Raw genomic sequence first — 25957 nt, 5'->3', positions numbered from 1 at the left:
GCGGCGAGCTCGACCACGCGGTTCCCTGGCCGGCCGGCCCCACCACCGCGGCCAACCTCACCGGCTACTGCACCGGCCACCACCGCGGCAAGCACCAGGCCCCCGGCTGGACCCACACCCTCGCCCCGGACGGCACCCTCACCGTCACCACACCCACCGGGCTCACCGCCGCCACCACCCCACCGCCCTACTGACCGGAGTCGCAGAGGAGTGCGGGCCGGACGGGCCCCGGCACGACCATCCGCGGTCTCGGAGCCCGACCCGGGCGCGGCCGGTGTTAGATCCCGCGGCCACCGCGTCGGCGGGTCCACGAGCCCTTCTCGCGACGCCGGCGGGGAGTCGACCGGTCGCCGTGCACCGCACCAGCCGGGCCGGCACCCGTTGCTGCGGCGGACGGCGGCGGGGCGCCGGCGGGAGCGGCTGCCGGTCCACCGGTCCGCGCGGGCCGACCCAGAGCGACGGCCACGGCGGGGAACACCAGGACGGTGAGCACGCCGGCGCCCACCAGGGCCGCGGCGTTCACCGGGAGCATGGTGCCGTTGCGCAGGCCGATCTCCGTCAGCGCGACCAGCACCGGCAGCGCCGTCGCCGTCACCAGCACGGTCTGCACCCGCTCGCGCAGCCCCAGCACGCCGCGGTAGACCACCAGCGCGGGCAGCCCCCGCACGGCGAGCATGAGGCCGGCGAACAGCAGCACGCGCAGCGGCGCCTCGGCGATCGAGTCCAGGTCGAGCGCCATGCCGGAGTAGATGAAGAAGACGGGGATGAAGAACCCGTAGCCGACGGCGTCGAGCTTGGACTCCAGGACCGGCGAGGACGTGCCCACCCAGCGGCGGAGCACGACGCCGGCGAGGAAGGCCCCGAGCACGGCATCGAGGTGGAAGCGGTCGGTGACGGCGATGAGCGCGACCAGCAGCAGGATCGTCGCGCGCAACGTGATCTGGGCGGTCTCGTGCTGGCCGAGCACGACGACGGTGGCGAGCCGGCTGCCCTCCCGGACCACCCGGCGGGCGAGGGCGAGCAGCAGCGCGAGGACGGCGACGACCCCCAGCGAGGCCAGAGCGGTGAACCGGTTCTGCGTGCCCAGGAACACCGCGATCGCCAGGACCGGGAACAGCTCGCCGACCCCGCCCGCGGCCAGCAGGTACCCGCCCAGCCGGCCGGCGAGCAGCCCGTTGTCGCGCAGGACCGGCAGCAGCGTGCCCAGCGCGGTGGTGGTCAGCCCGAGGGCCACCGGCAGGAAGGCCCGCACCAGCCCGGTGCCGGACAGCAGGCCCACCACGCCGATCGCCAGGAGCAGCGACACGGTCCAGGCGACGACGGCGCGCCGCCCGGCGTCCTGGCGGAAGAGCCGCAGGTCCACCTCGTAGCCGGCGAGGAGGAAGACGAAGCCGAGGCCGACGTCGGCGAGCACCTGCACCTGGTCCGGCGTGCTCAGGCCCAGGACGTCGGGTCCGATCAGCACCCCGCCGGCGATCAGCAGCACCACCTGCGGGACGGGCAGACGCGGGAACAGCCCGACGACCAGCGGCGCCACCAGCGCGACGGCCGCCACGGCCACCAGGGTGTCGACCCCGACCAGACCGTCCACCACCGCTCCCGTCGTCCGGCCGGGGCCGCGCACCCGGCGCGGGAGGGATCCTGCTCAGCCCCCGGGACGGCGTCCAGACCGGGAGCGGCCCCCTTCCCGAGGGCGCCGCGCACGGCCACGGTGTGCGCAGCGACCCGGAGGGCGGAGTCCATGGACACGACAGGGCGCACGGAGCCGACAGGGCACACGGAGACGAGGGGGGCGGCGGGCCGGCCGGACGCCCCGGTCGTGGCGGCCGCGCCGGCGCCGGGGCTGCACGAGGGGACGGGCGTCGACCGGTCCCAGGAGGTCGACCGGTCCCAGGAGGAGGTCATCGGCTACGCCCGGTCCCCCAGCGACCTGCTGCGCACCTGCGTGCTGGTCCTCGCCGCCGTCCCGCTGGTGCTGCTCGCCCGCTGGGCGCGGGCGGAGGCCGCGACGCTGGAGGCGGCCCTGGCCGGGCGGCTGACCTCGGCCGCACCGGTCCTCGAGCGGTTCCTCGCCGGCGTCTGCGCCCTGCTGGTGGCGGCGTCGGTCGTCGCGGCCTGGACCGCGCCGCTGCTGCTGCGCCGCCCCCGCCTGGCCGGGTACCTGCTCGTCGCCGGTGCCGTCGCGGTGGTCGCGGCGCGCGGGGTGGAGGAGCTGCTCGACGACGCCGGCACGGGCGGGCTCTCCCGCAGGGCGGAACTGCCGTGGGGGCTCGGCAGTGCGCTGGGCGCGGACGGCCTGGCCGTCGTCGCGGCGTCGTTCGCGGTGCTGGCGCCGTCCGTGTCCCGGCGGTGGCGCCGCGCCGGGGCGCTGGTCCTGGCGTGCTCCACCCTGCTGCACCTGCTGGTGCCGGTGGCGTCCCCGGCCACGCTGGCCGTGGCACTCGTGCTGGGCACGGCCGCGGGCTCGGCCACCCTCCTCGCGTTCGGCCGCCCTCTCGCCCGGCCGACCCGTGCGGCCGTGGCCGCCGCCCTGGCCGGCAGCGGCCTGGACGCGGTGGCCGTCGAGCCGGCCGTGGTCGACGCCCGCGGCTCGGTCCCCTGGACCGCCGTCCTGCGGGACGGGCACCGGGTGTTCGCGAAGGTCATGGGCGCCGAGAACCGGGCCGCCGACCTGCTGTTCCGGGCCTACCGGTTCCTGCGGCTCAAGGACGTCGGCGACGAGCGGCCGTTCTCCTCGCTGCGCCGGACGGTCGAGCACGAGGCGCTGGTGTCCCTGTTCGTCCGGGACGTCGGAGGGCGCACGCCCCGCCTGCGCGCGATCGCCCCGGTGGGGCGTGACTCCTGGCTGCTGTCCCACGACCTGGTCGACGGCACGACGCTCGACCGGCTGCCGGACTCGGCGGTGACCGAGCCGGTCCTGCACGGCGTGTGGGACCAGGTGGCCCTCCTGCGCCGGCACCGCGTGGCCCACCGCGACCTGCGCCAGGCCAACGTCCTGCTCGACCGGTCGGGGACGCCCTGGCTGATCGACTGGGGCTTCAGCGAGGTCGCCGCCGCACCGGCACTGCTGGACGCCGACGTCGCCCAGCTGCTGGTCGCCCTGGCACTGCGGGCCGGGGTCGACCCCGCCGTCGACAGCGCCGTCGCCCGGCTCGGGCCGGATGCGGTCGCCGCGGCGCTGCCCCGGCTTCAGCCGGACTCCCTCGGGGGTGCCACCCGGCACGCGCTGCGGCACGACCGGCAGCTGGCCGGGCGGATCCGCGCCGCCGTCGCCCGGCGGTGCGGGGTCCCGGAGCCGCCCCTGGCGGACCTGGAGCGCATCCGGCCCAGGACGGTCCTCCTCGCCGCCGTGCTGGTCCTGGCGGCGTACTTGCTGGTCCCGCAGCTCGGCGACGTGCCCGGCATGGTCGCCCGGGTCCGGGACGCCGACTGGTCCTGGGCACCGCTGGTCGCGGCGACGTCCGTGCTGACCTACGCCGGCGCCGCGGTCGCCCTCGCGGGGGCCGTGCCCGCGCGGCTGCGGCCGGTCCCCCTGTTCGCCGCCCAGTTCGCCTCGTCGTTCGCCGGCCGGCTCGCCCCGGCCGGCCTCGGGGGGATGGCGCTCACCGTCCGGTACCTGCAGCGCAGCGGTGTCGACCTGGCGGTGGCCACCTCCGGGGTCGGTCTGAGCTACGCGGCCGGGACCGCCGTCCACGTGGTCCTGCTGGTGGGCTTCGGGGTCGTGGCCGGCCGGTCGCTGTCGGCGTCGCTGGGGCCGGTCGAGTCACCCGCCGTGCTGTGGGGTGCGCTGGCGGTGCTCGCCGTGGCCGTGGTCGCGGCCGCCGTGCCGGCCGTCCGACGGCGCGTCGCCGGGCGGCTGCTACCGCCCCTGCGCCGGTCGTCGCGCGGGGTGGCCGCGGTCCTGCGCAGCCCGGGCGGGCTCGCGCTGCTGCTCGGCGGCTCGGCGCTGACCACGCTCGGCTACCTGGTCTGCCTCTACGCGTCGACGCGGGCCCTCGGCGGGGACCTTGGCCTGGTCACCGTGGGCGTGGTCTACCTCGCCGGCGCCGCCGTCGCGGCGGCCGCCCCGACGCCCGGCGGCCTGGGCGCCGTGGAGGCTGCGCTCGTGGCGGGGCTGGTCGGCGCCGGGATGGACCACACGGTCGCCGTCCCGGCCGTCTTCCTCTACCGGCTCGCCACGTTCTGGCTGCCGGTCCTGCCCGGGTGGGCGGCCTTCGCCTGGCTGCGCAGGTCGCACCTCGTGTAGCGCCGCCCGGCCGGCGGGTCAGAGACCCAGCGAGCCCGACGCGGGGTCGGCCCAGCGGCTGGAGGCGTCGTAGGTGCGGACCACGAGCGACCGCCACCGCCCGGTGCGGCTGATCTCCTTCTCGGACACGCCCTGGGCGTAGGCCGTGGTGGCGAAGCCGCGCCGCAGCGAGTGCGGCGAGAGGCCCTCGGCCGAGACCCCGGCGCGCCGGGCGGCCCGCTCGAGCACCAGGTCGACGCTGCGGGTGGTCAGCGCGGTGGTCCCCAGCCGCTGGCCGTGCCCCTTGCCCACCGACCGGAACAGCGGGCCGGTGGTGACCCCCCGCTCGGCCAGCGCGGCCCGCCAGGCCTGCACCGCGCGCACCGGGCAGGTGACCTCGCGGACGCCCTCGGCCAGGGCGAGGACCTCCCCGGCGCCGTCCTGGTCGGTCTTGGAGAAGCGCAGGAGGACGTCGAGGCCGCCGTGCCCGGCCGGGGTGAGGTCCTCGATCCGCAGGGCGCACAGGTCCGAGGCCCGCAGCCCCAGCGCGAAGCCGACCAGGATCAGGGCACGGTCGCGCAGCCCGGCGAGGGTCTCCGGCAGGTCCTCGACCAGCGCCCGCACGGTCGCGGTGTCCAGCGCGCGGGCCCGCCGGGGGCGGTGGCCGGCGCGCACCGCGGTGCGGCGGATGCCGGCGAGGGTCCGGCGGACCCCCTCGCTGTCCCCGGGGGCGGGGTGCCCGGCGGTCCGGTGGGCGTCGTTGAGCGCCGACAGGCGGCGGGCGACGTAGCCGGGGCTGCGGCCGTCGTCGGCCATCGCGGCGAGCCAGGCGGCGACGAGGAGCGGGTCGGCGGGCAGGGCGCTCGGCAATGACCGGTCGGCGCACCAGGCCGCCCAGGCGCGCACGTCGCGCGCGTAGGCGTCCCGGGTGGAGCCGGCCTGTGCCGCGGCGACGTACGTGCCGACGGAGCTCAGGTCGCCGGGCAGCAGCAGCCCGCCGTCGTCAAGTGGTGACGCGACGACGACCCCCTCCCCCGGCTCACGTGGCTCGGTCATCCGCCTCCTCCCCCGGCCCGGATCACTTCGCAGAATAGATGCTTCTCGGAAGTGAACTGCAACGGCCTCAGCCCAAACTGACAGATGGATAAATACATGGTCCGTCCATCCGACTATCCTCACCGCGCATGACGGAGCCCAGCGGCGGCGGGGAGCCCGACCGCGGCACGACCACGTGCGCCTTCCCCGGCTGCCCCGCCCCGCCGCGGCCCCGGGTGGCCGGGCGCAGCGGACCGTCACCGCGGTTCTGCGAGCGCGCGGACCACAACCCCGAGACCGCCCGGCGGGCGCGCGTGGCGGCGCAGCGCTCCCCCCGGCCCGTCGCCGCCGCGGTGGCGCCGGCCGGCGACCTGCCCCCCGAGGGCCGGGTGCGGCAGCTGGTGGGCCGGTGGGTGGTGGCGGCCCGGGAGGCGGCGGCCGCGGCCGACACGCAGGCGGCCCTGCTCACCGCCGCCCTGGAGGCGCTCGAGGAGTACCGCGACGAGGCGGCCGTGGAGGCGCGGCTGGCCCAGGCCCGCTCCGACGTCGACGCCGCGCACGCCGCCCAGTTGCGCGCCGAGGAGGAGGCCCGGCTGGCCGGGCGGCTGCGCGCGGAGGCCGAGGACGCCCGCCGGGCGGCCGAGCAGGACGCCGCCGCGACCCGCACCGCCGCCGACGAGCAGGTCGCCGAGGCCCGGGCCGAGGCCGGCCGGCGCACCGCGGCCGCCGAGGAGGCGCACCGGGCCGCCGAGCGAGCCCGCGAGGAGGCGGAGTCGGCCCGCGACCTGGCCCGGCAGGAGCAGGCGGCCGCCGCCGAGCGCGCCCGCGACGCCGAGGAGCGCCGCCGGGCGGCCGAGCGCGACGCCGGGGAGGGCCGTGAGGCCGCGCGGCGGGCCCGCGCGGACGCCGCCCGTGAGCACGACGCCCTCGTCGAGGCCCGCGCCCGGTGGGGCGTCACCGAGGCCACGCTCACCGCGACCGTGCAGACCCGCACCGAGGAGCGCGACGCGGCCCTCGCCGCGCGGGACGCGGCGCGGGCCGAGGCGGCCGCCGCCCGCGAGGAGACCCGCGGCGCCGTGCGCGACCGGGACGCGGCCCGCCGCGCCGAGCAGGACGCCCGCAGCCGGGCCGGCGAGGCCGCCGACCGCGCGGCGGCGGCCGAGCGCGAGCGGCAGGAGGCGCTCACCGCCGCGGCGCTGGCCACCCAGCGGGCCGGGGACGCCGAACGCCGCGCGGCCGCCGCCGAGGCCGGCGCGCGCGACGCCCGCGAGCGGGTCGGCGCCCTGACCGCCGAGGCCGGCGCCCTGCGCGCCGAGGTCGAGGCGCTGCGCGCCCGCTCCGGGGAGTGACCGCGCGGCGTTGACCCCCGTCGCCTCCACCGGCACGGTGACGGGGTGACTCCTGCCGGCTGGGCCCTCGAGGTCGCCCGCGACGACCTCACCCGCACCTCGATCGTCGAGACCGACGTGCCCGAGCCCGCCGACGGCGAGGCGGTGCTGCGGGTCGACCGCGTCGGGCTGACCGCCAACAACGTCACCTACGCAGTGCTCGGCGACACCCTCCGCTACTGGGCGTTCTTCCCGGCCGCCGACGGCGCGGGCCGGGTGCCGCTGTGGGGGTTCGCCGAGGTCCTGGCCTCCCGCGCCGACGGCGTCGAGGCCGGACAGCGGGTCTACGGCTACATGCCCCCGGCCAGCCACCTGCTCGTGCGCCCGGAGCGCTCCGGCCCGCACGGCTTCCGCGACGGCAGCCCGCACCGGGCGGGGCTGCCGGCGGTCTACAACGCCTACGCGCTGACCACCGGCGACCCCGCCTACGAGCCCGGGCGGGAGGACCTGCAGGTGCTGTTCCGGCCGCTGTTCCTCACCTCGTTCCTGCTCGCCGACCAGCTCGCCGGGCAGTCCGCCGACGTGGTCGTGCTGTCGTCGGCGTCGAGCAAGACGGCCTACGGCACGGCGTTCCTGCTGCACGGCGACAAGGCGGAGGTCGTCGGCCTGACCGGGCCGGCCAACGTGGCGTTCACGACCTCACTGGGCTGCTACGACCGCGTGCTGTCCTACGACGACGTCGGCGGGCTGGACGCCGCGCCGACCGCCTACGTCGACCTCGCCGGGAGCACGCCGCTGCGGCGGGTGCTGCACGAGCACCTGCGGGCCGACCTGGTCCTGGACCTGGTGGTCGGCGTGACCCACCAGGACACCAGCGCGCCGGGCGCGCTCCCCGGCCCGCGCCCGGTGGTGTTCTTCGCGCCCGACCGGATGGCCGCCCGCGTCGCGGACTGGGGACGGACCGGGTTCGCCGAGCGGTTCGGCGAGGCGTGGCGGCGGTTCACCCCCGCCGTCGCCGGCTGGGTCGACGTCCGAGAGTCCGCCGGGCCGGACGGGCTGCGCGACGTCTGGCTGGAGGTGCTCCGCGGCGGCGGCGACCCCCGGACCGGCCACGTCGTCCACCTGTGAGTGACCCCGTGCGACGGTCGGTGTACCGCTGCCGCCGCCGGGTAGAGCCCGCTGGACCTGGGCGGCCAGCGAAGGAAGCCCGCCCACCTGCGCACACGACTGGACCCGGATGACCGGCAACGCCACGCACCGCTTCAGCAACACCACGATCCTGACCGTGCAGACGGCGGACGCCTCCCAGGTGGTGACCTCGGACGCGCTCGACGCACGCCTGGTCGACACCTACCGGCGCGTCGGTCTGCGGCCGGGGCTGCTCGAGCGGCTCGCGGGCATCAGGGAGCGCCGCTGGTGGGCCGACGGCGTCACCTTCGTCGACGGCGCGGCCACCGCCGGGGCCAAGGCGATCAGCGAGAGCGGCGTCGACCCGGCGCAGATCGGGCTGATGGTCAACACCTCGGTCAGCCGCAAGCACCTCGAGCCCTCGACGGCGGTCGCCGTCCACGACGCGCTCGGGCTGCCCAGCTCCTGCCAGAACTTCGACGTGACCAACGCCTGCCTCGGCTTCGTCAACGGCATGGAGCTGGCCGCCGCGATGATCGACAGCGGGATGGTGGAGTACGCGCTGATCGTCAACGGCGAGGACTCCCGGCCGGTGCAGGAGCGCACCCTCGACCTGCTCAACTCGCCCGAGACCTCGGCCAAGGACGTGATGGCGCACTTCGCCACGCTCACCCTGGGCTCCGGCGCCGCGGCGATGGTCCTCGGCCCCGCCGACCGGCATCCGGAGGGGCATCGGCTGGTCGGCTCGGTCAGCCGGGCCGGCACCGAGCACCACCAGCTGTGCACCGGCGACAACGACGGCATGCACACCGACCTCAAGGGCCTGCTCGCCGCCGGGCTGTCGCTGTCGGAGCAGCTGTGGGCCGAGGCGGCGGCCGAGTTCCACTGGGACCGGGGCATGGACCGCTACGTGGTCCACCAGGTCAGCAAGGTGCACACCCAGGCGATGTGCGACCGGTTCGGCATCGACCCCGCCCGGGTGCCCACGACCTTCCCGACCCGGGGCAACCTCGGGCCGGCCTCGGTGCCGTTCACGCTGGCCAGCCAGGCCGGCACCCTCGTCGACGGCGACCGGGTGCTGCTGATGGGGATCGGGTCGGGGCTCAACGCCTGCTGCCTCGAGATCGCCTGGTGACGGCGGGGACGCCGGCCGGCCTGCCGGGGCTCGACCCGTCCTGGTCGCGGCGGGTGACCGTCGCCGACACCGGCGGCGAGGAGCACACCTGGCACGTGCTGGACACCGGTCCCCGGGAGGGCGCGGCCGGGACGCTGCTGTGCGTCCACGGCAACCCGACCTGGTCCTACCTGTGGCGCCGGCTGCTGGCCGACCCGCCGCCGGGCTGGCGCGTCGTCGCCCCCGACCAGCTGGGCATGGGCTGGTCCGACCGGCTGGCCGCGCCGCGCACCCTGGCGCAGCGGGTGGCCGACCTCGGGGACCTCACCGCCGCGCTCGGCATCGACGGTTCGGTGGTCACCGTCGCCCACGACTGGGGCGGGATCATCTCCCTGGGCTGGGGGCTGGAGCACCGCCACCAGCTGCGCGGCGTCGTGCTCACCAACACCGCGGTGGCGATGCCCGAGGGCGACCTCGGGCCGGCGCTGATCCGGCTGGCCCACGCGCCGGGCATCCGCGCGACGGCCACCGTGGGCACCCCGGTGTTCGTGCGAGCGGCGACGGCGCTGTCCCGGCCGGCGCTGCCCGCCGAGGTCCGCCGGGCCTACGCGGCCCCCTACCGGTCGGCGCGCCGCCGCCGCTCGGTGGGCGACTTCGTCGCCGACATCCCCTTCCGCGAGGGCCACCCCTCGCGGGCGGTGCAGGAGGCGATCGCCGAGGGCGTGCGCACGCTCGACGTCCCGGCGCTGCTGCTGTGGGGCCCGCGCGACCCGGTCTTCGGCGAGCGGTACCTCACCGACCTGCGCGACCGGCTGCCGCGGGCGCAGGTCCACCGCTACGAGGGCGCCTCGCACCTGCTCCCCGAGGACGCGCCGCAGTACGCGGCGGCCGTCGTCCGGTGGGTCGCCGACCTGTCCGCCGGGCCGCCGCCCGCCCGCGACCCCGCGCCGGCGGGCGACGCGCCCGCCCGCCCGTGGGCGGCGCTGCGGGACCGGTCCGGCGACGGCTCCCCGGCGGTGGTGACCGTCGGCGGCGCCGCGGTGAGCTGGGCGCAGCTGGCCCGCCGGGTCGAGGACCTCGCCGCCGGGCTGGCCGCGGCCGGCGTCCGCCCCGGGCACCGGGTCGCCCTGCTGCTCGAGCCCTCCCCCGACCTGACCGCCGCGGTGTACGCCGTGTGGCGGGCCGGCGCCGCCGTCGTCGTGGCGGACAAGGGGCTCGGCTTCGCCGGGATGCGGCGCGCCCTGCGCGGCGCGGCCGCCGACCACGTCCTCGGCGCCGCCTCCGGCCTGCTGGCCGCGCGGGCCATGGGCCTGCCCGGCACCCGCATCGCGGCCGGCCCGCTGACCCCCGCCCGCCGCCGGGCCCTCGGGGCCGCGCACGACCTGGCGGAGCTGGAGGAGCGGGGCCGGACGGCGCCGGCGCCGCCGGAGTGCCCGCCGGACACCGACGCCGCCGTCGTCTTCACCTCCGGCGCCACCGGCCCGGCCAAGGGCGTCGTGTACACGCAGCGCCAGGTCGGCGCCCAGCTGGACCTGGTGCGCCGCACCTACCGGCTCGGGCCCGGCGACGCGCTGGTGGCCGCCTTCGCCCCGTTCTCCCTGCTGGGACCGGGCCTGGGCATCGCCTCGGCGGTCCCCGACGTCGACGTCACCGCGCCCGGCACGCTCACCGCCGCGAAGCTCGCCGACGCCGCGGCCGCCGTCGACGCCACCGTGGTGTTCGCCGCCCCGGCCGCCCTGCGCCGCGTCGCCGCGACCGCGGCGGAGCTGACCGCCGACCAGCGGTCGGCGCTGCGCCGGGTGCGGCTGCTCATGTCGGCGGGGGCGCCCGTGCCGGCCGCGTTGCTGCGCTCGCTGCACGACGTCGTGCCGGCGGCGGAGGCGCACACCCCCTACGGCATGACCGAGGCGCTGCCGGTCACCGACGTGTCGCTGGACGAGATCGAGAAGGCGGGCCCCGGCGAGGGCGTGTGCGTCGGCCGGCCGGTGGCCGGCGTCGAGGTGCGGCTGAGCCCGCTGTCGGCCTCGGGCGCCGCCGACGGCCCGCTGACCGCCGCGGCCGGGGTCACCGGCGAGGTGTGCGTGCGGGCCGCGCACGTCAAGGACCGCTACGACGCGCTGTGGGCCACCGAGCGGGCGGCCTCCCGCGACCCGGGCTGGCACCGCACCGGCGACGTCGGCCACCTCGACGAGGAGGGCCGGCTCTGGATCGAGGGACGCCTCGCGCACGTGGTCTCCACCGCCGCGGGCGTGGTGACGCCGGTGGGCGTCGAGCAGCGCGTCGAGCAGCTCGACGGCGTCGCGGCGGCCGCCGTGGTCGGCGTCGGCCCGGCCGGCGCGCAGGTGGTCGCGGTGGTCGTGGTGCCGGAGACGCCTGCCCCCGGCACGCCCGTCCCCCGCCGCGGCCGCTCGCTCACCGTGGCCGGCGCCGACCTCGCCGCCGCGGTCCGGTCGGTGGCCGGCGTCGACGTCGCCGCGGTGCTCGTCGCGCGCCGGCTGCCGGTCGACGTCCGGCACCAGTCGAAGGTCGACCGCGCCGCGCTGGCCCGCCGGGCCGCCCGGGTCCTGGCCGGCTCCCCCGTCCGCCGCCGGCGGCGGGCCCGCACGCCGTGAGGGTGCTGGTCACCGGGGCCAGCGGGATGCTCGGCCGGGCCACCGCCCGGGCGCTGCTGGCCCGCGGCGACGACGTCACCGTGCTGCAGCGCCGCCCCGCGGGGCTGCCGTGCACCGAGGTGCTCGGCGACGTCGCCGACGGGTCGGCCGTGGCGCGGGCGGCCCGCGGCTCCGACGCCGTCGTGCACCTCGCCGCCAAGGTCGACGTGACCGGCCGGTGGCGCGAGTACCAGCAGGCCAACGTCGAGGGCACCCGCAACGTCGTCGCCGCCTGCGCCGCCGAGGGGGTCGGGCGGCTGGTCCACGTGTCCTCACCATCGGTCGCGCACGCCGGCGACCCGCTGTCGGGCGCCGGCGCGGACCCCGCGGACCCGGCCGCGGCGCGGGGCCACTACGCGCGGTCGAAGGCACAGGCGGAGGTGCTCGCCCTGGCCGCCGACTCCCCCGGCCTGGCGGTGCTCGCCGTGCGGCCGCACCTGGTGTGGGGCCCCGGCGACGAGCAGCTGGTGGCGCGGATCGTCGCGCGGGGCCGGGCCGGCCGGCTGCCGCTGGTCGGCTCGGGCGCGGCGCTGGTCGACACCACCTACGTCGACAACGCCGCCGCGGCCCTGGTCGCCGCGGTCGACGCCTGCGGCCCGGTCCACGGCGAGGCGCTGGTGGTCAGCAACGGCGAGCCACGCCCCATCGGGGAGCTGCTGACCCGGCTGTGCGGCGCGGCCGGCGCACCGGGCCCGCGGCGCCGCGTGCCGGCCCGAGCGGCGTGGCTGGCCGGCGCCGTCGTCGAGGGGGTCTGGGCCGCGACCGACCGGCGCTCGACGCCGCCACTGACCCGCTTCCTCGCCGAGCAGCTGAGCACCGCGCACTGGTTCGACCAGCGGCGCACGCGGGCCGCGCTGGGCTGGCGCCCGGAGGTGTCCCTCGAGGAGGGCTTCGCGCGGCTGGCCGCCTGGTACGCCGCCGCCGACCGGCCGGCCTGAGGACACCGGGTCCCTCCGGCGCCGGCCGGGTCACGGAGCGAACCGCTCGGGGTGCGGAGGGTCGACTCCGGCGCCGTGTCGGCCGACAGCGGGGGACGCGGGCACCGGGTCCGTCCCGCCCGCGCCACGCTGACCTCCGCGTCGCCACCAGCGGGGTGGCGAGTGGAGGGAGGACCGCCATGGCCGCCACCCGGACACCGGTGAACCCCTGGTCGTGGTCGCTCGACTACGGGATCGACCAGGGGAAACTGGTCGAGCACGCCGGCCGGCTGCTGGTGGTCTCCGGGCAGGCGGCCACGGCGGCCGACGGCACGCCGCAGCACGAGGGTGACCTCCGCGCCCAGGTGTCGCTCGCCCTGGACAACCTCGAGACGGTGCTCGGGGAGGCCGGGATGACGCTCGACCACGTGGTCCGCCTCACCGTCTACGCCACCGACGTCGACGCGATGGTCGGGTGCTGGGAGGAGCTGGTCGGGCGGTTCGGAGCGGCCGGCGTGCGGCCGGCCAGCACGCTGCTCGGGGTGACCCGGCTGGCCTTCCCCGAGACGATGGTGGAGATCGAGGCCACCGCCGTCGACTGAGCGACTCCCGCAGGGCCTGGGCCGACCGGGGCAGCGGACCCGGCGGCGAACCGGTCCGCCCGCCTCACGGCGTCATGAAGCCGCGCTCGTAGGCGGCGATCACCGCCTGCGTCCGGTCCCGGGCGCCGAGCTTGAGCAGCACGCTGCTGACGTGCGTCTTGACCGTCTCGCGGCTCAGGTGCAGCCCTGCAGCGATCTCGGCGTTGGACAGGCCGCCGGCGACCAGACGCAGCACGTCGGCCTCGCGCCCGGTCAGCTCCGGCATCGCCGCCGCGCCGCGCGGCCGGGCCGGCGTGTGCGCGGCGATCAGCCGTCGGGTCAGGTCGGGCAGCACCAGCGAGGTCCCCCGCGCCACGACCCGGATCGCGTCGACCAGCTCGTCGGGATCGGACCGCTTGAGGGCGAACCCGCTCGCCCCGGCCTGCAGCGAGCGGAACAGGTAGTCGTCGTCCTCGAAGGTGGTCAGCACCAGCACCCGCGGCCGCTGCGGGTCGCGGGCCACCAGCTCCGCGGTGGCGGCGATGCCGTCGAGGTCGGGCATCCGCACGTCCATGAGGACGACGTCCGGGTCGGTGCGGGCGGCGACCTCGAGCGCCTCGCGACCGGTGCCGGCGTCGCCCACGACGGTGAAGCCGGGCTCGCTCTCCAGGATCACCCGCAGGCCGGAGCGGACGAGCACGTCGTCGTCGACCAGCAGCAGGCGCAGCGCCGGCGCGGTCACGCGGCGCCCGGCAGCGGCAGGGTGGCGCGCAGCTCGAACCCGCCCGACGGCGTCGGCTCCGCGGCCAGCTCCCCGCCGGCCGCCGCCACCCGCTCCCGCAGGCCCGCCAGCCCGCGGCCGCCGCCGGGTCCCGGCCGGCTGTCGAGCTGCGAGGCCCGCTCGTTGCAGACGCGGACGACCAGGACGCCGTCCCCGCGCGCCACCTGGGCCACGGTGAGCGGGCACCCCGCGTGCCGCAGCACGTTGGTGGTGCCCTCCTGGACGACGCGGTAGGCCAGCTCCTGCAGCGGTGCCGGGACGTCGTCGACCTCGCCGTCGACCACCAGCGCCACCGGCAGGCCGCCGTCGCGCAGGCCGGCGAGCAGGTCCTCGAGGTCGGCGAGCGCGGGCGCGGCGAACGGGACAGGGGCCTCCGGCGCGCCCGCGTCGCGCAGCACGCTGAGCACCCGGTCCAGCTCGGCCAGCGCGGTGCGGGTGTTGGTCTCGATGTGCTCGAGGGCCTGCCGGGCGAAGTCCGGCTGCACCGGCCGGTCGCCGACCGGGGTGAGCGTGCGCCGGGCGGCGGTGGCCTGCAGCAGGCTGGCGGTCAGCGCGTGCCCGATGGTGTCGTGCAGGTCGCGGGCCAGCCGGTTGCGGTCGGCCAGCCGGCGGGAGGTCTGCTGCAGCGCGGCGATGTGCTGCTCGGGTGCGGTCCCCAGCAGCCGGGGGGCCGCCGCAGCGGCCAGGCGCACCAGGACCTCCAGCACCAGCAGCGTCACCCCGACGACGGCGGCCATGAGCGCCAGCAGCGGCAGCGCGGTGACGGCGTTCCAGTCGGTCTCCCACCCGAGCGCGACGAACGCGGCCGCGCCGAACAGCAGGGTCGCGAACGTGGCGGCCCCGAGCAGCACCCGGGCGCCGAGCCAGCCCAGCGCCCGCCAGGTGCCGGCAGACAGCACGAGCCGCCGGACCTGGCGGACGGCGCCGGGCTGCCGGCGCACCCGCTCGCCGGTGGGCACGTCCACCGTGAGCAGGGTGCGCGCCAGCCGCCGCTCGACGCCGGCCAGCCCGCGCGCCACCGCGAGCACCAGCAGGACGAGCAGCACGCCGACGCCGTAGACGATCGCGACCACCGAGCCGACCAGGCCGGCGAACAGCGCCGCGTACGCCGCGGCGAGCGGCAGCGAGGCGAGGGCGTAGAGCGCCCGCCCGGGCCAGCCGGGGCGGGCCGCGGCGAGCAGGGCGCGCACCCGGGGCGCGAGCCCGCCCGGCCGCCCGGGCGGTGGCGAGGTCGCGGCCGCCGTCGTCCAGGTCGCCGTCGTCCGGGTCATGGTGCGATCGTGGCCCGCCGGGCGGCCCGGCGACTCCCCCGCCGGTGCGCTTCCGGCCTCCCCCGCCGGGGGGACCCGGGTCGGCACTGCGGGGTGTTCCGCACCGGCGGCCGGCCCCGACACCCTCGTCGTCATGACTCCTGCCTCCCCGCGGCGGTGCGACCGCCGCCGTCCTCCGGGGCCGCGCACGTGATCACCGTCCGCGGGCTCACCAAGCAGTACGGCGCCGTGCGCGCCGTCGACGACCTGACCTTCGACGTCCTGCCCGGCCGGGTGACCGGCTTCCTCGGGCCCAACGGCGCCGGCAAGTCCACCACGATGCGGATGGTGCTGGGCCTCGACCGGCCGACCGCCGGCCGGGCGCTGGTCGACGGCCGCCCGCTGGCCGGCCGGGCCGAGCCGCTGCGCGCCGCCGGGGCGCTGCTCGACGCCGGCGCCGTCCACCCCGGGCGCAGCGGCCGCGACCACCTGCGGGTGGCCGCCCGCACCGCCGGCATCCCGGTGCGGCGGGTCGACGAGGTGGTCGACCTGGTGGGGCTCGGCCCGGCGGCCCGGCGGCGGGTCCGCGGCTACTCCCTCGGCATGCGCCAGCGGCTGGGCATCGCCGCCGCGCTGCTCGGCGACCCCGGCGTGCTGCTGTTCGACGAGCCGATGAACGGCCTGGACCTCGACGGCGTCCGCTGGATCCGCGGCCTGGTGCGACAGCTGGCCGGCGAGGGGCGCACGGTGCTCCTGTCGAGCCACCTGATGAGCGAGATGGAGCAGACCGCCGACCACCTGGTCGTCATCGGCCGCGGCCGGCTGGTCGCCGACGCGTCCGTGGCGGAGGTGCTGCGCGGCAGCGGCGCCGGGCAGCGGGTCCGCGTCCGGACGCCGTCGGCCGGGCGGCTGGCCGAGGCGCTGCGGCGGCAGGGCCTGCGGGTCACCCCCGCCGACGACGGCGACCTGCTCGTCGACGACGCGGCCGCGGCGACGGTGGGCGACGCCGCGCTGGCCGCCGGGGTCGCCGTCCACCGGCTCGCCGAGGAGCGCGCCTCCCTCGAGGAGGCCTACCTCGACCTGACCGGGCCCAGCGTCGAGTACCGGGTGGCCGACGCCGCGCCGGTCGGGGCACCGCGGTGACCGCCGCGACGCTCGCCGCCCGGTCCGCGGAGCCGGGCACGCCCACGGTCCTGGCCCGGGCCGCGGCGGCCGAGTGGCTGCGGCTGCGGACGGTCCGGACGACCTGGTGGTGCCTGCTCGCCGCCGCGGTCACCGTGGTCGGCCTCGGCACCCTGGCCGCCTACGACGAGGCCGGCGCGCCGCAGGCCGGCGGCGGTGCCCTCCCGGCCACGTTCGCCGGCGAGTTCGGCGTCCTGCCCGGCCAGTTCGCGCTGCTCGTGCTGGCGCTGCTCGCGGTCACCACCGAGCACGCCACCGGGGCGATCGGGCCGACACTGCAGTGGACGTCGCGGCGCGGTGTGCTGCTCGCGGCGCGGGTGGCGGTGCCGGTCGTCGTCGTCACCGTCGCCGGTGTGCTGCCGGCGCTGGCCGCCGACGTCGCCGCGTGGTCGCTCGCGCCCGAGCTGACGCTGTCGGCCGCGGGGCTGGCCGACAGCCTGGGCCGGGTCGCCGCGGTCCTCGCCGCCGGCGGCGCGCTGGCCGTGGGAGCCGGGCTGCTGCTGCGCAGCACCGCCGGGGCCCTCGCGGCGGTGTTCCTGCTGCAGCTGGTGCTGCCGCTGCTGCTGCCGGCGTTCGGGGTGCGGTGGATGGCCGACCTCGGCGAGCTGCTGCCGGGGTCGGGCGCGATCTGGACGCTGCTCGGCGAGCCGGACATGTCCGCGGGGAAGGCCGCCGCGCTGCTCCTGGGCTGGTCGGCCGCCGCGCTGGTGGCCGGCGGGTGGTCGCTGCTGCGCCGCGACGCCGGGTGATCCCGGGCGCCGCGGCCCCGCCTGACCCCGGGGTCCGTCGGGCACGCCCTAACCTCGGGAGGTGGCCTTCACCGTCGCCGACGCGCACCTGCTCGCGCTGGCGGCGCACGAGGGGCAGGTGGACGAGCAGGGTCGCGACCTCTACCTCGCCTCGCTGCGGCCGGTCGCCGAGGCGCTGCGCCCGTACGGCCCGCACGCCGAGATGGCCGGGCTACTGCGCGACGTCGTCGAGGCCACCCGCGACCACCCCGACCCGGCCCGCCGCTACGACCTGCACCGGCTGCGCACCCTCGGGGTGCCGGAGGTCGTCGTCGAGGCGGTCGACGCGGTCACCCCGCGCCCCGGGGAGCCCTACATCTCCGGGCTGATCCGCCGCTCCGCCGCCCACCCGCTCGGCCGCCTGGTCGGGCTGGCCGAGAACAGCGCCGCGCTCGCCGCCAGCGCGCACCTCGCCGCGACCCACCCGGCCAAGGCCCGCAGCCTCCGCGAGGGCCGCTACCGCCCGGCCCGCCGGATCCTGCTGGCCGCCGAGGCCGCCGACGGCGTCCACGGGCGGCGCGTGCTCGTCTGAGGGGACGCGTCGCCGTCCCGTGTGCGGGGGGCTGTCGGTGACCGCGTGACGCGAGCATGCTCCGGGGCGTCGCCCGGCCACCGGAGGGGGAACCATGCCCGCAGACCTCGACGACCTGCGGGGCCTGGGCCTCTTCGCCGGCAGCGACGACGACCAGCTGCGCGCGCTCCTCGACGCCGGCACCGAGGTCGCGTTCGCGTGCGGCGACGTCCTGTTCGAGGAGGACCACCCGGCGCTGTCCTGGTGGGTGCTGCTGCAGGGCTGCATCGACCTGATCCGCCACGTCGGGCCGGACGAGACGCGGCTGGGGACCATGGACGTTCCCGGGCGCTGGGCGGGCGGGTTCCGGGCGTGGGACGAGCACGGCGCCTACCTGGCCACCGGCCGGGCGACGTCGGCCGGGCGGGTCCTGCGGGTCCCCGCCGACGAGCTGCGCCGGCTGTGGGCCGCGCGCTTCCCGCTCGGCCTGCCCCTCATCGAGGGCGTGTCCCGGTCGGCGCGCAACTACGAGACGATGGCCCGGCAGCGCGAGGCCCTGGCCGCCCTCGGGAAGCTGGCCGCCGGGCTGGCGCACGAGCTGAACAACCCCGCCGCCGCGGCCACCCGGGCGGTCGACGCCCTCGGCGAGGCCCACGCCGACGTGCTCGCCGCGATGCGCCGGCTCACCGCGGCCGCGGTCACCGACGAGCAGTTCACCCACCTCGACGCGCTGCGCCGCGACCTCGACAGCCGGCCGCCGCTGGCCCCGATGGCCCTCGCCGACCGCGAGGACGAGCTCGCGGACTGGCTCTCCGAGCGCGGGGTGACCCGCGACTGGGTGCTGGCCCCGACCCTCGCCGGGGCCGGCGCCGACGTCGCGTGGGCCGAGCAGGTGGCCGCGGCGCTCGACCCGGAGCGGCTCGAGGCGGGGCTGGACTGGGTGGCCGGCACGCTGACGGCGACCGGGCTGCTGGCGGAGGTCAAGGAGTCCACCCGGCGCATCTCCGAGCTGGTCGCGGCGGTCAAGTCCTACTCCCAGCTCGACCGCGCCGCCGTGCACCTGACCGACCTGACCGAGGGGCTCGACAGCACCCTGGCGATGCTCGCGCACCGCATCCCCGCCGACGTGACCGTCGTGAGGGACTACGGCGCCGGCGTGCCCCGCATCGAGGCCCTCGCCGCCGAGCTCAACCAGGTGTGGACCAACCTCCTCACCAACGCCCTGGACGCCATGGGCGAGGCGGGGACGCTGCGCGTCGCCACCCGCCTGGAGCCGGACGCGGCGGTGGTCGTGGAGATCGGCGACACCGGTGGCGGGATGTCGGCGGAGACGCAGGCGCACGCCTTCGACCCCTTCTTCACGACCAAGGGGGTCGGGCAGGGCACCGGGCTGGGGCTCGACATCTCCCGGCGGATCGTCGACCGGCACGGCGGGGACATCGCGATCGACCTCCGGCCGGGCGAGACGGTGCTGCGGGTGCGGCTGCCCACCCGGGGCGTGGCCGCGGCCCACCGGCGGGCGGGCGCCGGGGTCTGACCGCGGCCGGCGGCGGCCGCGCGGCGCCGGTCCCCGGCCGGGGCTCCCCCGAACCGGCGGACGCCGGTACGGTCGTCGGCGTGTGATCCGGCTCACAAGGGGGTCCCGTGACGACGACACCACCACGCCCGCGTCCCGCACCCGGCCGGAGCCGGGAGGAGGACCCCGCCGCGACGACCGTCCCGGTCGAGGGCGGCGAGCCGGTCCCCCTGCCCACGACGCGCGGCATGGTCCGCGGTGTCGTGGCCACCCTCGCCCGGCCCCGCCCGCTCGCGCGGGAGACGGTGCGGCTGGGACGGGACGCCGCCCGGATCCTCCGCGGCACCGACGAGATCGCGCCCGCCCCGAAGGACGCCCGCTTCGCCGACCCGGCGTGGTCGCTGCACCCGGGCTACCGCCGGCTCGCGCAGTCCTACGTGGCCGCGTCGGCGTCCCTGCGCCGCCTCGTCGACGACTTCGAGGCCGGCGGCGCCGACTGGCGCGAGGTCGAGCAGGTGCGCTTCGTGTTCAACGCGCTGACCAGCGCGATGGCCCCCACGAACACGCTGGCCGGCAACCCGGCGGCGCTCAAGCGGGCGTTCGACACCGCCGGGCTCAGCCTGCTCCGCGGCGCCCGGAACGTGCTGCGCGACCTGGTGCGCAACGGCGGGCTGCCCGCCCAGGTCGACCGCAGCGCCTTCGAGGTGGGCCGGGACCTCGGCGTCACCCCGGGCGCCGTCGTCCACCGCGACGACGTCGTCGAGGTGGTCCAGTACACGCCGTCGACCGAGCGGGTGCGGACCCGCCCGCTGGTCATCGTTCCGCCGCCGATCGGGCGCTTCTACTTCCTCGACCTGCGGCCGGGGCGCAGCCTGGTCGAGTACGCCGTCAGCCGGGGCCTGCAGGTCTTCATGGTCAGCTGGCGCAACCCGACGCGGAAGCAGGCCGAGTGGGGCCTCGACGAGTACGCGCAGGGCGTCGTCACCGCCGTCGACGTCGCCCGGGAGGTCACCGGCTCCCCCGACGTCACCACCCTCGGGCTGTGCGCCGGCGGGCAGGTCATGACGACGGCGCTCAACCACCTCGCGGCCACCGGCGACGACCGCGTGCACGCCGCCGGCTACGCCGTCACCCTGCTCGACTTCGCCAGCCGCGCCCCGCTCGGCGCGTTCTCCGGTCCGCGGCTGCTCGAGGTCGCCCGGCGCAACTCCCGCCGGCAGGGGGTCATCACCGCCCGGCAGATGGGTTCGGTGTTCACCTGGATGCGCCCCGACGACCTGGTCTTCAACTACCTGGTGCGGCAGTGGCTCATGGGCGAGGACCCGCCCGCGTTCGACATCCTCGCGTGGAACGCCGACGGCACGAACCTGCCCGCCCGGCTGCACGAGCAGTTCCTCGAGATCTTCCGGGACAACGCGCTGGTCACCCCGGGGGCGCTGCGGGTGCTCGGCACGCCGGTGCACCTGAGCCGGATCACGATCCCGACCTTCGTGACCGGCGCGCTCACCGACCACCTCACCCCCTGGGACGGCTGCTACCGGACCACCCAGCTGCTGTCGGGGCCGAGCACCTTCGTGCTCAGCAACAGCGGGCACATCCAGAGCCTGGTCAACCCGCCCGGCAACCCGAAGGCGCGCTACTGGACCGGCGGGGAGCCCGGCCCCGACCCGCACGCCTGGCGGGCGGCCGCCGAGGAGCACACCGGCAGCTGGTGGGAGCCCTGGTCGGACTGGGCGGTCGAGCACTCCGGCGACGAGGTGCCGGCGCCTTCCGCGCTGGGCAGCGCGGCCCACCCGCCGCTGGAGCCGGCGCCGGGCTCCTACGTCCGGGACCGCGTGCCCTCCTGAGGTCCGCCGTCGCGCTCCCCGGGCCCGCCGCTCGGGCGGCTACGGTGCGCGCGGTGGCGCGGGTGCTGGTGACGGGGATGTCGGGCGCGGGGAAGACGACGCTCCTGGACGAGCTGCGCCGCCGGGGACACCGGACGGTGGACACCGACGACGACGGCTGGGAGCTCCCCGACCGCACGTGGGACGAGCCGCGCATGAGCCGGCTGCTGGACACCCACCCCGACGTGGTCGTCTCCGGCACGGTCGAGAACCAGGGCCGGTTCTACGACCGCTTCGAGCACGTCGTGCTGCTCAGCGCGCCGCTCCCCGTGCTGCTGGAGCGGGTGCGGACCCGGACGGGCAACCCCTACGGCCGGACGCTCGAGGACCGGGCCGAGATCGCGCCCAACCTCGCGGAGGTCGAGCCGCTCCTGCGCCGGGGCGCCGGCCTCGAGCTGGACGGACGACGTCCGGTGGCCGAGCTCGCCGACGTCGTGGAGGGGCTGCTCAGCGGCGGGCGGTGACCCGGTCCGGGGGCAGCACGATGAACTCGTTGCCGTCGGGATCGGCCATCGGCACCTCGTGGGCGTCGCTGCGTCCGGCGTCGAGCCGGGTCGCCCCGAGCGAGAGGAGTCGCTCGACCTCGCCCTGCTGGTCGTCGTCGTCGGGGGCCGGCGCGATGTCGAAGCGCAGCCGGTTGCGGCCCGTCTTCGGGGCCATGGGCGGACCGCCCCAGGTGATCTTCGGGCCGCCATGCGGTGAGCGGATCGCGGTCTCCTCGTCCTGGTCCCACACCAGCGGCCACCCCAGCGCGTCGCGCCAGAAGTACCCGACCTGCTGCGACCCGTCGCACGCGAGCGCGCCGACGAAGCCGCATCCGGCGAGGAAGCCGTTGCCCGGCTCGATGACGCAGAACTCGTTGCCCTCCGGGTCGGCGAGCACCACGTGCTCCTCCTCCGGGAGCTGACCGACGTCCAGGTGCCGGCCGCCGAGGTCCAGGGCCCGCGCCACCGTCTGCCGCTGGTCCTCGAGGGAGGTGCTCGTGAGGTCGGGGTGCATGCGGTTCAGGCCGACCTTGGGCTCCTGGGTGGGGACGAACCGGATCCCGAAGCCGGTGTCGTCGGGAGGCAGCAGCGCGACGACGCCGGAGGGCTCCTCGGGCCTCTCCCAGCCCAGGACGCCGGCCCAGAACCGTGCGAGACGAGACGGGTCGATCGCGTCGAACTCCAGCGCCACGAGGCGGCACGTCATCCGCTCGCACCTCCGTTCCGGGCTCCCGGGCCGCGGGGGCCCCTCCCCGGGAGAGCATCGCGACGCTAGGAAGCCGCGGTACGGCGACGCAACACCATTGCCCGACGCGGGCGGTCAGCCGGTCAGGACGCGCAACGTGGCGTGCGACCGCCGCGCCGACGCCGTCCTCACCGGGCTGGGGTGGCAGGCGCTGCGGTTCTGGGAGTACGAGGACCCCGACGACGTCGCGAACGCGATCTGTGCGGTGCTCGGTCGGCCCATCGGCATCGGTGCTGGTCAGGGTCGCGTTTCTGTCGTACCCACTCCGTAGGTTCGGTGTCGTGGAGGAGGTCGCGGAGCACCGGTCGCCGGTGGAGCAGGCGCTGCTCGCCGCGGTGATCGCGACGCCCGCGCGGTTCCGCCGGCTGCCGGTGGCGCTGCTGTCGCGGGATCAGAAGGCGGCGGAGCTGCAACGGGTCACTCAGCTGGAGGCCATGACCGCCGCGTACAAGGCAGAACTGGTGCTGGGCCTGGCCGACGACTCTCCCGATGACCTGGATCCCGCGCCCGGCACTCCCGGCGCGCGCACGGGTTCGTGGGCGCCGGACACCGAGCTGCCGGGGTGTCGGAGTTCTTCACCGCCGAGCTGGCGGTGGTGCTCAACTGCGGCCGGGGCACCGCCAACCACCTGGCCCACCGGGCGTGGGTGTACCGGGAGAAGCTGCCCGCCACCTGGGCGGCGCTGGCCGCCGGCGCCCTCGACGAGGCCCGCGCCAAGGCGCTGGTCGACGTGCTCGAGCACGCCCCGGCGGGGATCGCCCGCCGGATCGAGGCGGCGCTGCTGCCCGCGGCCGCCCAGTGGACGGTGGGCCGGCTCAAGCAGCGCGCGCTGGCGCTGCTGCTCGACCTCGACGCCGACGCGGTGGGCCGGCGCAAGCAGCAGGCGCGGCGGCGCGCCGATGTGCGGGTCGACCCCTCGCCGCTGGAGGGGATGGCCACGCTGGCCGCCGACCTGCCCGCCGAGGTCGCCGCGGCCTGCCACGCGCTGGTCGACTCTCTCGCCGGGATGCTCAAGGCCGACGGTGATGAGCGGCCGATCGGGGAGCTGCGCACGGTGGTGTTCGCCGACCTGCTCCAGCGCCCGTGGGAGGCCGCCCGCCCGGCGGTGACCGCGCACCTGCAGATCATCGCCACCCTGGCCGCGCTGGCCGGCGACAGCGAGGAGGCTGGGGAGGTCAACGGGCTGCCGATCACCGCCGCCCACCTGCGCGACCTGCTGCGCGAGCTGGACGCGCTCGAGGTGCGGGCGCCGGAGGGCGGGTCGGTGACGGTGGCGCTGACCGACGCCGACGGCACCCTGCGGGCCACCGGCACGCTGGACCGGCTGCGCCGGCTGGCCGCCCGCGGCTGCGACCGGCACCCGGACCAGGGGTGCAAGTGCGTTGTCCTCGACCGGCCCGACCCGGTCGACCGCTACACCCCCACCGCGGCGCAGCAGGCCTTCGTGCGCACCCGCGACCGCACCTGCCGGTTCCCCACCTGCGGCCAGCGGGTCGGCTGGGCCGACGCCGACCACGTCCTCCCCCACGCCCACGGCGGGACCACCGACTGCGCCAACCTGTGCTGCCTGTGCCGGAGCCACCACCGGCTCAAGACCTTCGCCCGCGGCTGGCGCTTCGTCATGGGCCCCGACGGCACCCTGACGGTCACCACACCCTCCGGCATCACCCGCACCACCCGCCCACCGGGCGTGCGCCCACCCCCGGCAGCAGCAGCGCCCGACCCGCCACCGGACGACCCCGGACCACCACCCGGTGGTCCAGCCGACCCGGCCGACGACCCGCCGCCCTTCTGATCCCGCCCGAGCAGACGTCCCGGCCCGGTCCCGCACACCGGGCCGGGACCCCGGCGCGGGCGGTCAGCCGAACGCCTCCTGCATGCCCTCGGAGGCCGACCGGGTCTCGTCGGACGGCGGAGGGGTCGGCATGTCGGCGCCCTGCTCGTGCGGCGCCGACGGCGTCGAGACCGCGACCACCGCCGGGTCGACGCGCAGCACCGCGTACCCGGCCACGGCACCCGCGCCGAAGCCGGGCGCGAACACCCGTACCGGCTCGGTGATGACCCCGTCGCGCACGGCGTCGTGGATTGCCAGCGGGATGCTCGCCGACGACGTGTTGCCGACCTGGTCGATGTCGAAGTACAGCTGGTCGGCCGACAGCCCGGCCCGCTCGGCCAGCTGCACCACCATCGTCTTGTTCGCCTGGTGCGGCACGATCAGGTCGATCGAGTCCATGAGCGACCCGTCCCGGCCGTCGGGCGCCGGCAGCTGCTCGAGCTCCTCGATCATCTGGCCCAGGTAGCGCCCGGCGAGCGCCTTCACCTGCGGCCCGAACACGGTGATGTTGTTGTCGAACTCCGGGTTGGGCCACAGGATCGAGTTGACCTCGCTCGCCGGGCCGCTGGCGTAGGTCTTGAGCACCTCGACGTCGCCGTCGCTGCCCTCGGGCGCCGGCCCGACCACCAGGGCCGCCGCGCCGTCCCCGAAGATCATCCGCGACGTCCGGACGTTGCCGATCTTGTCCGAGAACTTCTCCGCGCAGACCACCAGCACCGGCCGCTCCACCTCCTGCAGCAGCCGGGTGGCGTCCGCGACGCCGTACGGCATGCCCGCGCACGCGGCGATCAGGTCGTAGGCCGCGTACACCTGGTGCATCCCGAGCTGGCCGCACAGGTAGGTGGCCAGCGACGGGATCAGCCGCGAGCTGGTGCACGTGCACACCAGCACCGCCCCGATCTCCTCCGGCTCCCGCCCCGCCTTCGCCAGCGCCCCCTCGGCCGCCTGCAGCGCCAGTTCCTCCAGCGGCAGCGAGCTGTAGCGGCGCGCCTCGATGCCGGTCTTGGCCGCGATCTCCGCGGCGCTCATCGGCGACCAGTTGTAGGCGGTGTTGCGGATCAGGTCCTCGTTACTGCACACCCGGTCGCCGTGCACCGCCACCAGCGCCTCCAGCCGCGGGCGGACGGCGAACCGCGCCCGGACGTCGACCGCCGGGAACGGCCGCACCGGCGGGCGCGACTCCCGCGGCGCGGGCGCGTGCCGCGGCGGGACCCCGGCGCGCAGCCGGCGCAGGAACCCGCGCACCTCCTTGTCCCGCGGGTGGAACGCCACCACCCAGTCGTCGTCGCGGAGCGCGCCCGCCTCGGCGAGCTCCACCTGCGAGCGGTCCCAGGGGTACTGGTTGTGCAGCACCATCGCCCAGCGGTGCAGCGCCTCGAGCTCGGGCACCTCCTCGTCGCAGTCGACGATGTCGTCGTAGCTGTAGACGGGGTGGTCGGGGTCGTAGGAGGCCAGCCGGAAGGTCAGCGCGCCCGACTGCTCGAGGAACTCGCCGACCGTGGGCTTGACCGCCGGCAGCGTGGTGGCCTGGTGCCGGCGGTGGCCGTAGACGTCGAAGAGGACCCGGAAGACCCGGTCCTCCACCTCGGCGTCCCACCGCGCCGGCAGCGTCGGGTACGCCTGCTCGACGGCGGCGATCTTGGTCTCGCCGTCCTCCCACGGCCGCAGCACCGGCAGGAACACGTCGTCGCGGGTCCGGGGGACGTCGGCCCAGCGGGTGGGCCGCTTGTCGTACATCGTGATCGAGAACCGGTTGGCCCAGAACAGGTTGAGGGCGACGTCCCGCATGAGGTCGTAGCGGGTCGCGTAGGCGCCGGTGCGCACCTTGTTCAGGATCTCGGTGCCGCTGGGGGCCTTGGTCTCGAAGTCGCGGCGGATGACGCTGTCGAGCTGGTCGAGCGTCTCCAGGGTGGAGAAGTCCAGCTCGGGCATGACGTTCGAGGGGAACACCATGCGGCCGTGCCGGTTCAGGACGAAGGCGTTCACGGGAGGTCCTCCCT

The 25957-nt window shown here is 77.3% G+C and carries 21 protein-coding genes and 1 pseudogene; 16 read left to right on the top strand and 6 right to left on the bottom strand.

The genetic code is table 11. The features are described from left to right. Positions 1-194 (top strand): annotated as a pseudogene (locus ACI79V_RS14730) (HNH endonuclease); the annotation flags it as partial. An 83-nt stretch (positions 195-277) separates the two neighbouring features. Here ACI79V_RS14730 and ACI79V_RS14725 read toward each other — a convergent pair. After that, the gene (locus ACI79V_RS14725; RefSeq protein ID WP_456890411.1) at positions 278-1591 is read right to left on the bottom strand and encodes a cation:proton antiporter; all 1314 of its coding nucleotides are present in this window, start codon (positions 1589-1591) and stop codon (positions 278-280) included. A 228-nt stretch (positions 1592-1819) separates the two neighbouring features. Between ACI79V_RS14725 and ACI79V_RS14720 the strand changes: the two genes are divergently transcribed. Then, a complete protein-coding gene (locus ACI79V_RS14720) occupies positions 1820-4246 on the top strand; it encodes a lysylphosphatidylglycerol synthase domain-containing protein (protein WP_456890410.1) in 2427 nt (808 codons plus the stop codon). An 18-nt stretch (positions 4247-4264) separates the two neighbouring features. Here ACI79V_RS14720 and ACI79V_RS14715 read toward each other — a convergent pair whose 3' ends face one another. Further along, positions 4265-5281 (bottom strand): site-specific integrase, encoded by a 1017-nt coding sequence (locus tag ACI79V_RS14715; RefSeq protein ID WP_456890409.1) that lies wholly within the window; start codon positions 5279-5281, stop codon positions 4265-4267. Between the two features lie 128 nt (positions 5282-5409). Here ACI79V_RS14715 and ACI79V_RS14710 point away from each other — a divergent pair, with 128 nt between their 5' ends. The 6 genes from ACI79V_RS14710 to ACI79V_RS14685 all read left to right on the top strand — a co-directional run bounded on the left by ACI79V_RS14710 (position 5410) and on the right by ACI79V_RS14685 (position 13000). Continuing rightward, positions 5410-6609 carry a hypothetical protein gene (locus tag ACI79V_RS14710; RefSeq protein ID WP_456890408.1) on the top strand — a complete coding sequence of 400 codons (1200 nt, stop codon included), beginning with the start codon at positions 5410-5412 and terminating at the stop codon, positions 6607-6609. A gap of 45 nt (positions 6610-6654) precedes the next feature. Then, the gene (locus ACI79V_RS14705; protein WP_456890407.1) at positions 6655-7716 is read left to right on the top strand and encodes a DUF2855 family protein; all 1062 of its coding nucleotides are present in this window, start codon (positions 6655-6657) and stop codon (positions 7714-7716) included. A 109-nt stretch (positions 7717-7825) separates the two neighbouring features. After that, positions 7826-8851, top strand: a complete 1026-nt coding sequence (locus ACI79V_RS14700; protein WP_456890406.1) for a 3-oxoacyl-ACP synthase III — start codon at positions 7826-7828, stop codon at positions 8849-8851. Further along, positions 8848-11442 carry an alpha/beta fold hydrolase gene (locus ACI79V_RS14695; RefSeq protein WP_456890405.1) on the top strand — a complete coding sequence of 865 codons (2595 nt, stop codon included), beginning with the start codon at positions 8848-8850 and terminating at the stop codon, positions 11440-11442. Before ACI79V_RS14700 ends, ACI79V_RS14695 begins: the two co-directional genes overlap by 4 nt. 2 nt (positions 11443-11444) lie before the next feature. Continuing rightward, positions 11445-12419 carry an NAD-dependent epimerase/dehydratase family protein gene (locus ACI79V_RS14690; protein ID WP_456890404.1) on the top strand — a complete coding sequence of 325 codons (975 nt, stop codon included), beginning with the start codon at positions 11445-11447 and terminating at the stop codon, positions 12417-12419. Positions 12420-12598: 179 nt separating this feature from the next. Continuing rightward, on the top strand, positions 12599-13000 hold the full coding sequence (locus ACI79V_RS14685; RefSeq protein ID WP_456890403.1) for a RidA family protein: 402 nt from the start codon (positions 12599-12601) through the stop codon (positions 12998-13000). 64 nt (positions 13001-13064) lie between these two features. Here ACI79V_RS14685 and ACI79V_RS14680 read toward each other — a convergent pair whose 3' ends face one another. Further along, positions 13065-13721, bottom strand: coding sequence for a response regulator (locus ACI79V_RS14680; RefSeq protein ID WP_456890402.1), 657 nt, complete (start codon positions 13719-13721; stop codon positions 13065-13067). Next, positions 13718-15031, bottom strand: a complete 1314-nt coding sequence (locus ACI79V_RS14675; RefSeq protein ID WP_456890401.1) for a sensor domain-containing protein — start codon at positions 15029-15031, stop codon at positions 13718-13720. Before ACI79V_RS14675 ends, ACI79V_RS14680 begins: the two co-directional genes overlap by 4 nt. A 189-nt stretch (positions 15032-15220) precedes the next feature. Here ACI79V_RS14675 and ACI79V_RS14670 point away from each other — a divergent pair, with 189 nt between their 5' ends. From ACI79V_RS14670 to ACI79V_RS14645, 6 genes are all read left to right on the top strand, one after another. Then, positions 15221-16153: an ABC transporter ATP-binding protein gene (locus ACI79V_RS14670; protein WP_456890400.1), complete on the top strand. Its 933-nt coding sequence runs from the start codon at positions 15221-15223 to the stop codon at positions 16151-16153. Then, complete coding sequence (locus ACI79V_RS14665; protein WP_456890399.1) at positions 16150-16941, top strand: hypothetical protein; 792 nt, start codon at positions 16150-16152, stop codon at positions 16939-16941. The genes ACI79V_RS14670 and ACI79V_RS14665 overlap by 4 nt, the downstream gene beginning before the upstream one ends. Before the next feature lie 61 nt (positions 16942-17002). After that, positions 17003-17512 carry a phosphohydrolase gene (locus ACI79V_RS14660; protein WP_456890398.1) on the top strand — a complete coding sequence of 170 codons (510 nt, stop codon included), beginning with the start codon at positions 17003-17005 and terminating at the stop codon, positions 17510-17512. A gap of 94 nt (positions 17513-17606) precedes the next feature. Further along, positions 17607-19028, top strand: coding sequence for an ATP-binding protein (locus ACI79V_RS14655; RefSeq protein WP_456890397.1), 1422 nt, complete (start codon positions 17607-17609; stop codon positions 19026-19028). Positions 19029-19135: 107 nt separating this feature from the next. Further along, a complete protein-coding gene (locus tag ACI79V_RS14650) occupies positions 19136-20854 on the top strand; it encodes a PHA/PHB synthase family protein (RefSeq protein ID WP_456890396.1) in 1719 nt (572 codons plus the stop codon). Positions 20855-20907: 53 nt separating this feature from the next. Then, positions 20908-21357 (top strand): AAA family ATPase, encoded by a 450-nt coding sequence (locus ACI79V_RS14645; RefSeq protein WP_456890394.1) that lies wholly within the window; start codon positions 20908-20910, stop codon positions 21355-21357. Here ACI79V_RS14645 and ACI79V_RS14640 read toward each other — a convergent pair. After that, the gene (locus ACI79V_RS14640) at positions 21341-22084 is read right to left on the bottom strand and encodes a VOC family protein (protein WP_456890392.1); all 744 of its coding nucleotides are present in this window, start codon (positions 22082-22084) and stop codon (positions 21341-21343) included. The two genes, ACI79V_RS14645 and ACI79V_RS14640, sit on opposite strands and share 17 nt — an antisense overlap. Before the next feature lie 136 nt (positions 22085-22220). Between ACI79V_RS14640 and ACI79V_RS14635 the strand changes: the two genes are divergently transcribed. Both ACI79V_RS14635 and ACI79V_RS14630 read left to right on the top strand, forming a co-directional pair. Continuing rightward, positions 22221-22394, top strand: coding sequence for a hypothetical protein (locus ACI79V_RS14635; RefSeq protein ID WP_456890390.1), 174 nt, complete (start codon positions 22221-22223; stop codon positions 22392-22394). A 291-nt stretch (positions 22395-22685) separates the two neighbouring features. Further along, a complete protein-coding gene (locus tag ACI79V_RS14630; protein WP_456890388.1) occupies positions 22686-23918 on the top strand; it encodes an HNH endonuclease signature motif containing protein in 1233 nt (410 codons plus the stop codon). Positions 23919-23981: 63 nt separating this feature from the next. Here ACI79V_RS14630 and ACI79V_RS14625 read toward each other — a convergent pair whose 3' ends face one another. After that, entirely contained in the window at positions 23982-25943 is a 1962-nt protein-coding gene (locus ACI79V_RS14625) for a 3-oxoacyl-ACP synthase III family protein (protein ID WP_456890385.1), read from the bottom strand. Positions 25944-25957: the final 14 nt, after the last annotated feature.

It is taken from the genome of Geodermatophilus sp. SYSU D00700, from assembly GCF_054050255.1.
Note: the sequence above shows the minus strand (reverse complement) of the source record. Positions and strands in the feature narration are given on the sequence as shown.

Excerpts from the sequence above, each read along its gene's own strand:
- ACI79V_RS14715 (WP_456890409.1), bottom strand. The coding sequence starts at position 5,281 with ATGACCGAGCCACGTGAGCCGGGGGAGGGGGTCGTCGTCGCGTCACCA.
- ACI79V_RS14675 (WP_456890401.1), bottom strand. The coding sequence starts at position 15,031 with ATGACCCGGACGACGGCGACCTGGACGACGGCGGCCGCGACCTCGCCA.
- ACI79V_RS14640 (WP_456890392.1), bottom strand. The coding sequence starts at position 22,084 with ATGACGTGCCGCCTCGTGGCGCTGGAGTTCGACGCGATCGACCCGTCT.
- ACI79V_RS14655 (WP_456890397.1), top strand. The coding sequence starts at position 17,607 with ATGCCCGCAGACCTCGACGACCTGCGGGGCCTGGGCCTCTTCGCCGGC.
- ACI79V_RS14710 (WP_456890408.1), top strand. The coding sequence starts at position 5,410 with ATGACGGAGCCCAGCGGCGGCGGGGAGCCCGACCGCGGCACGACCACG.
- ACI79V_RS14685 (WP_456890403.1), top strand. The coding sequence starts at position 12,599 with ATGGCCGCCACCCGGACACCGGTGAACCCCTGGTCGTGGTCGCTCGAC.
- ACI79V_RS14700 (WP_456890406.1), top strand. The coding sequence starts at position 7,826 with ATGACCGGCAACGCCACGCACCGCTTCAGCAACACCACGATCCTGACC.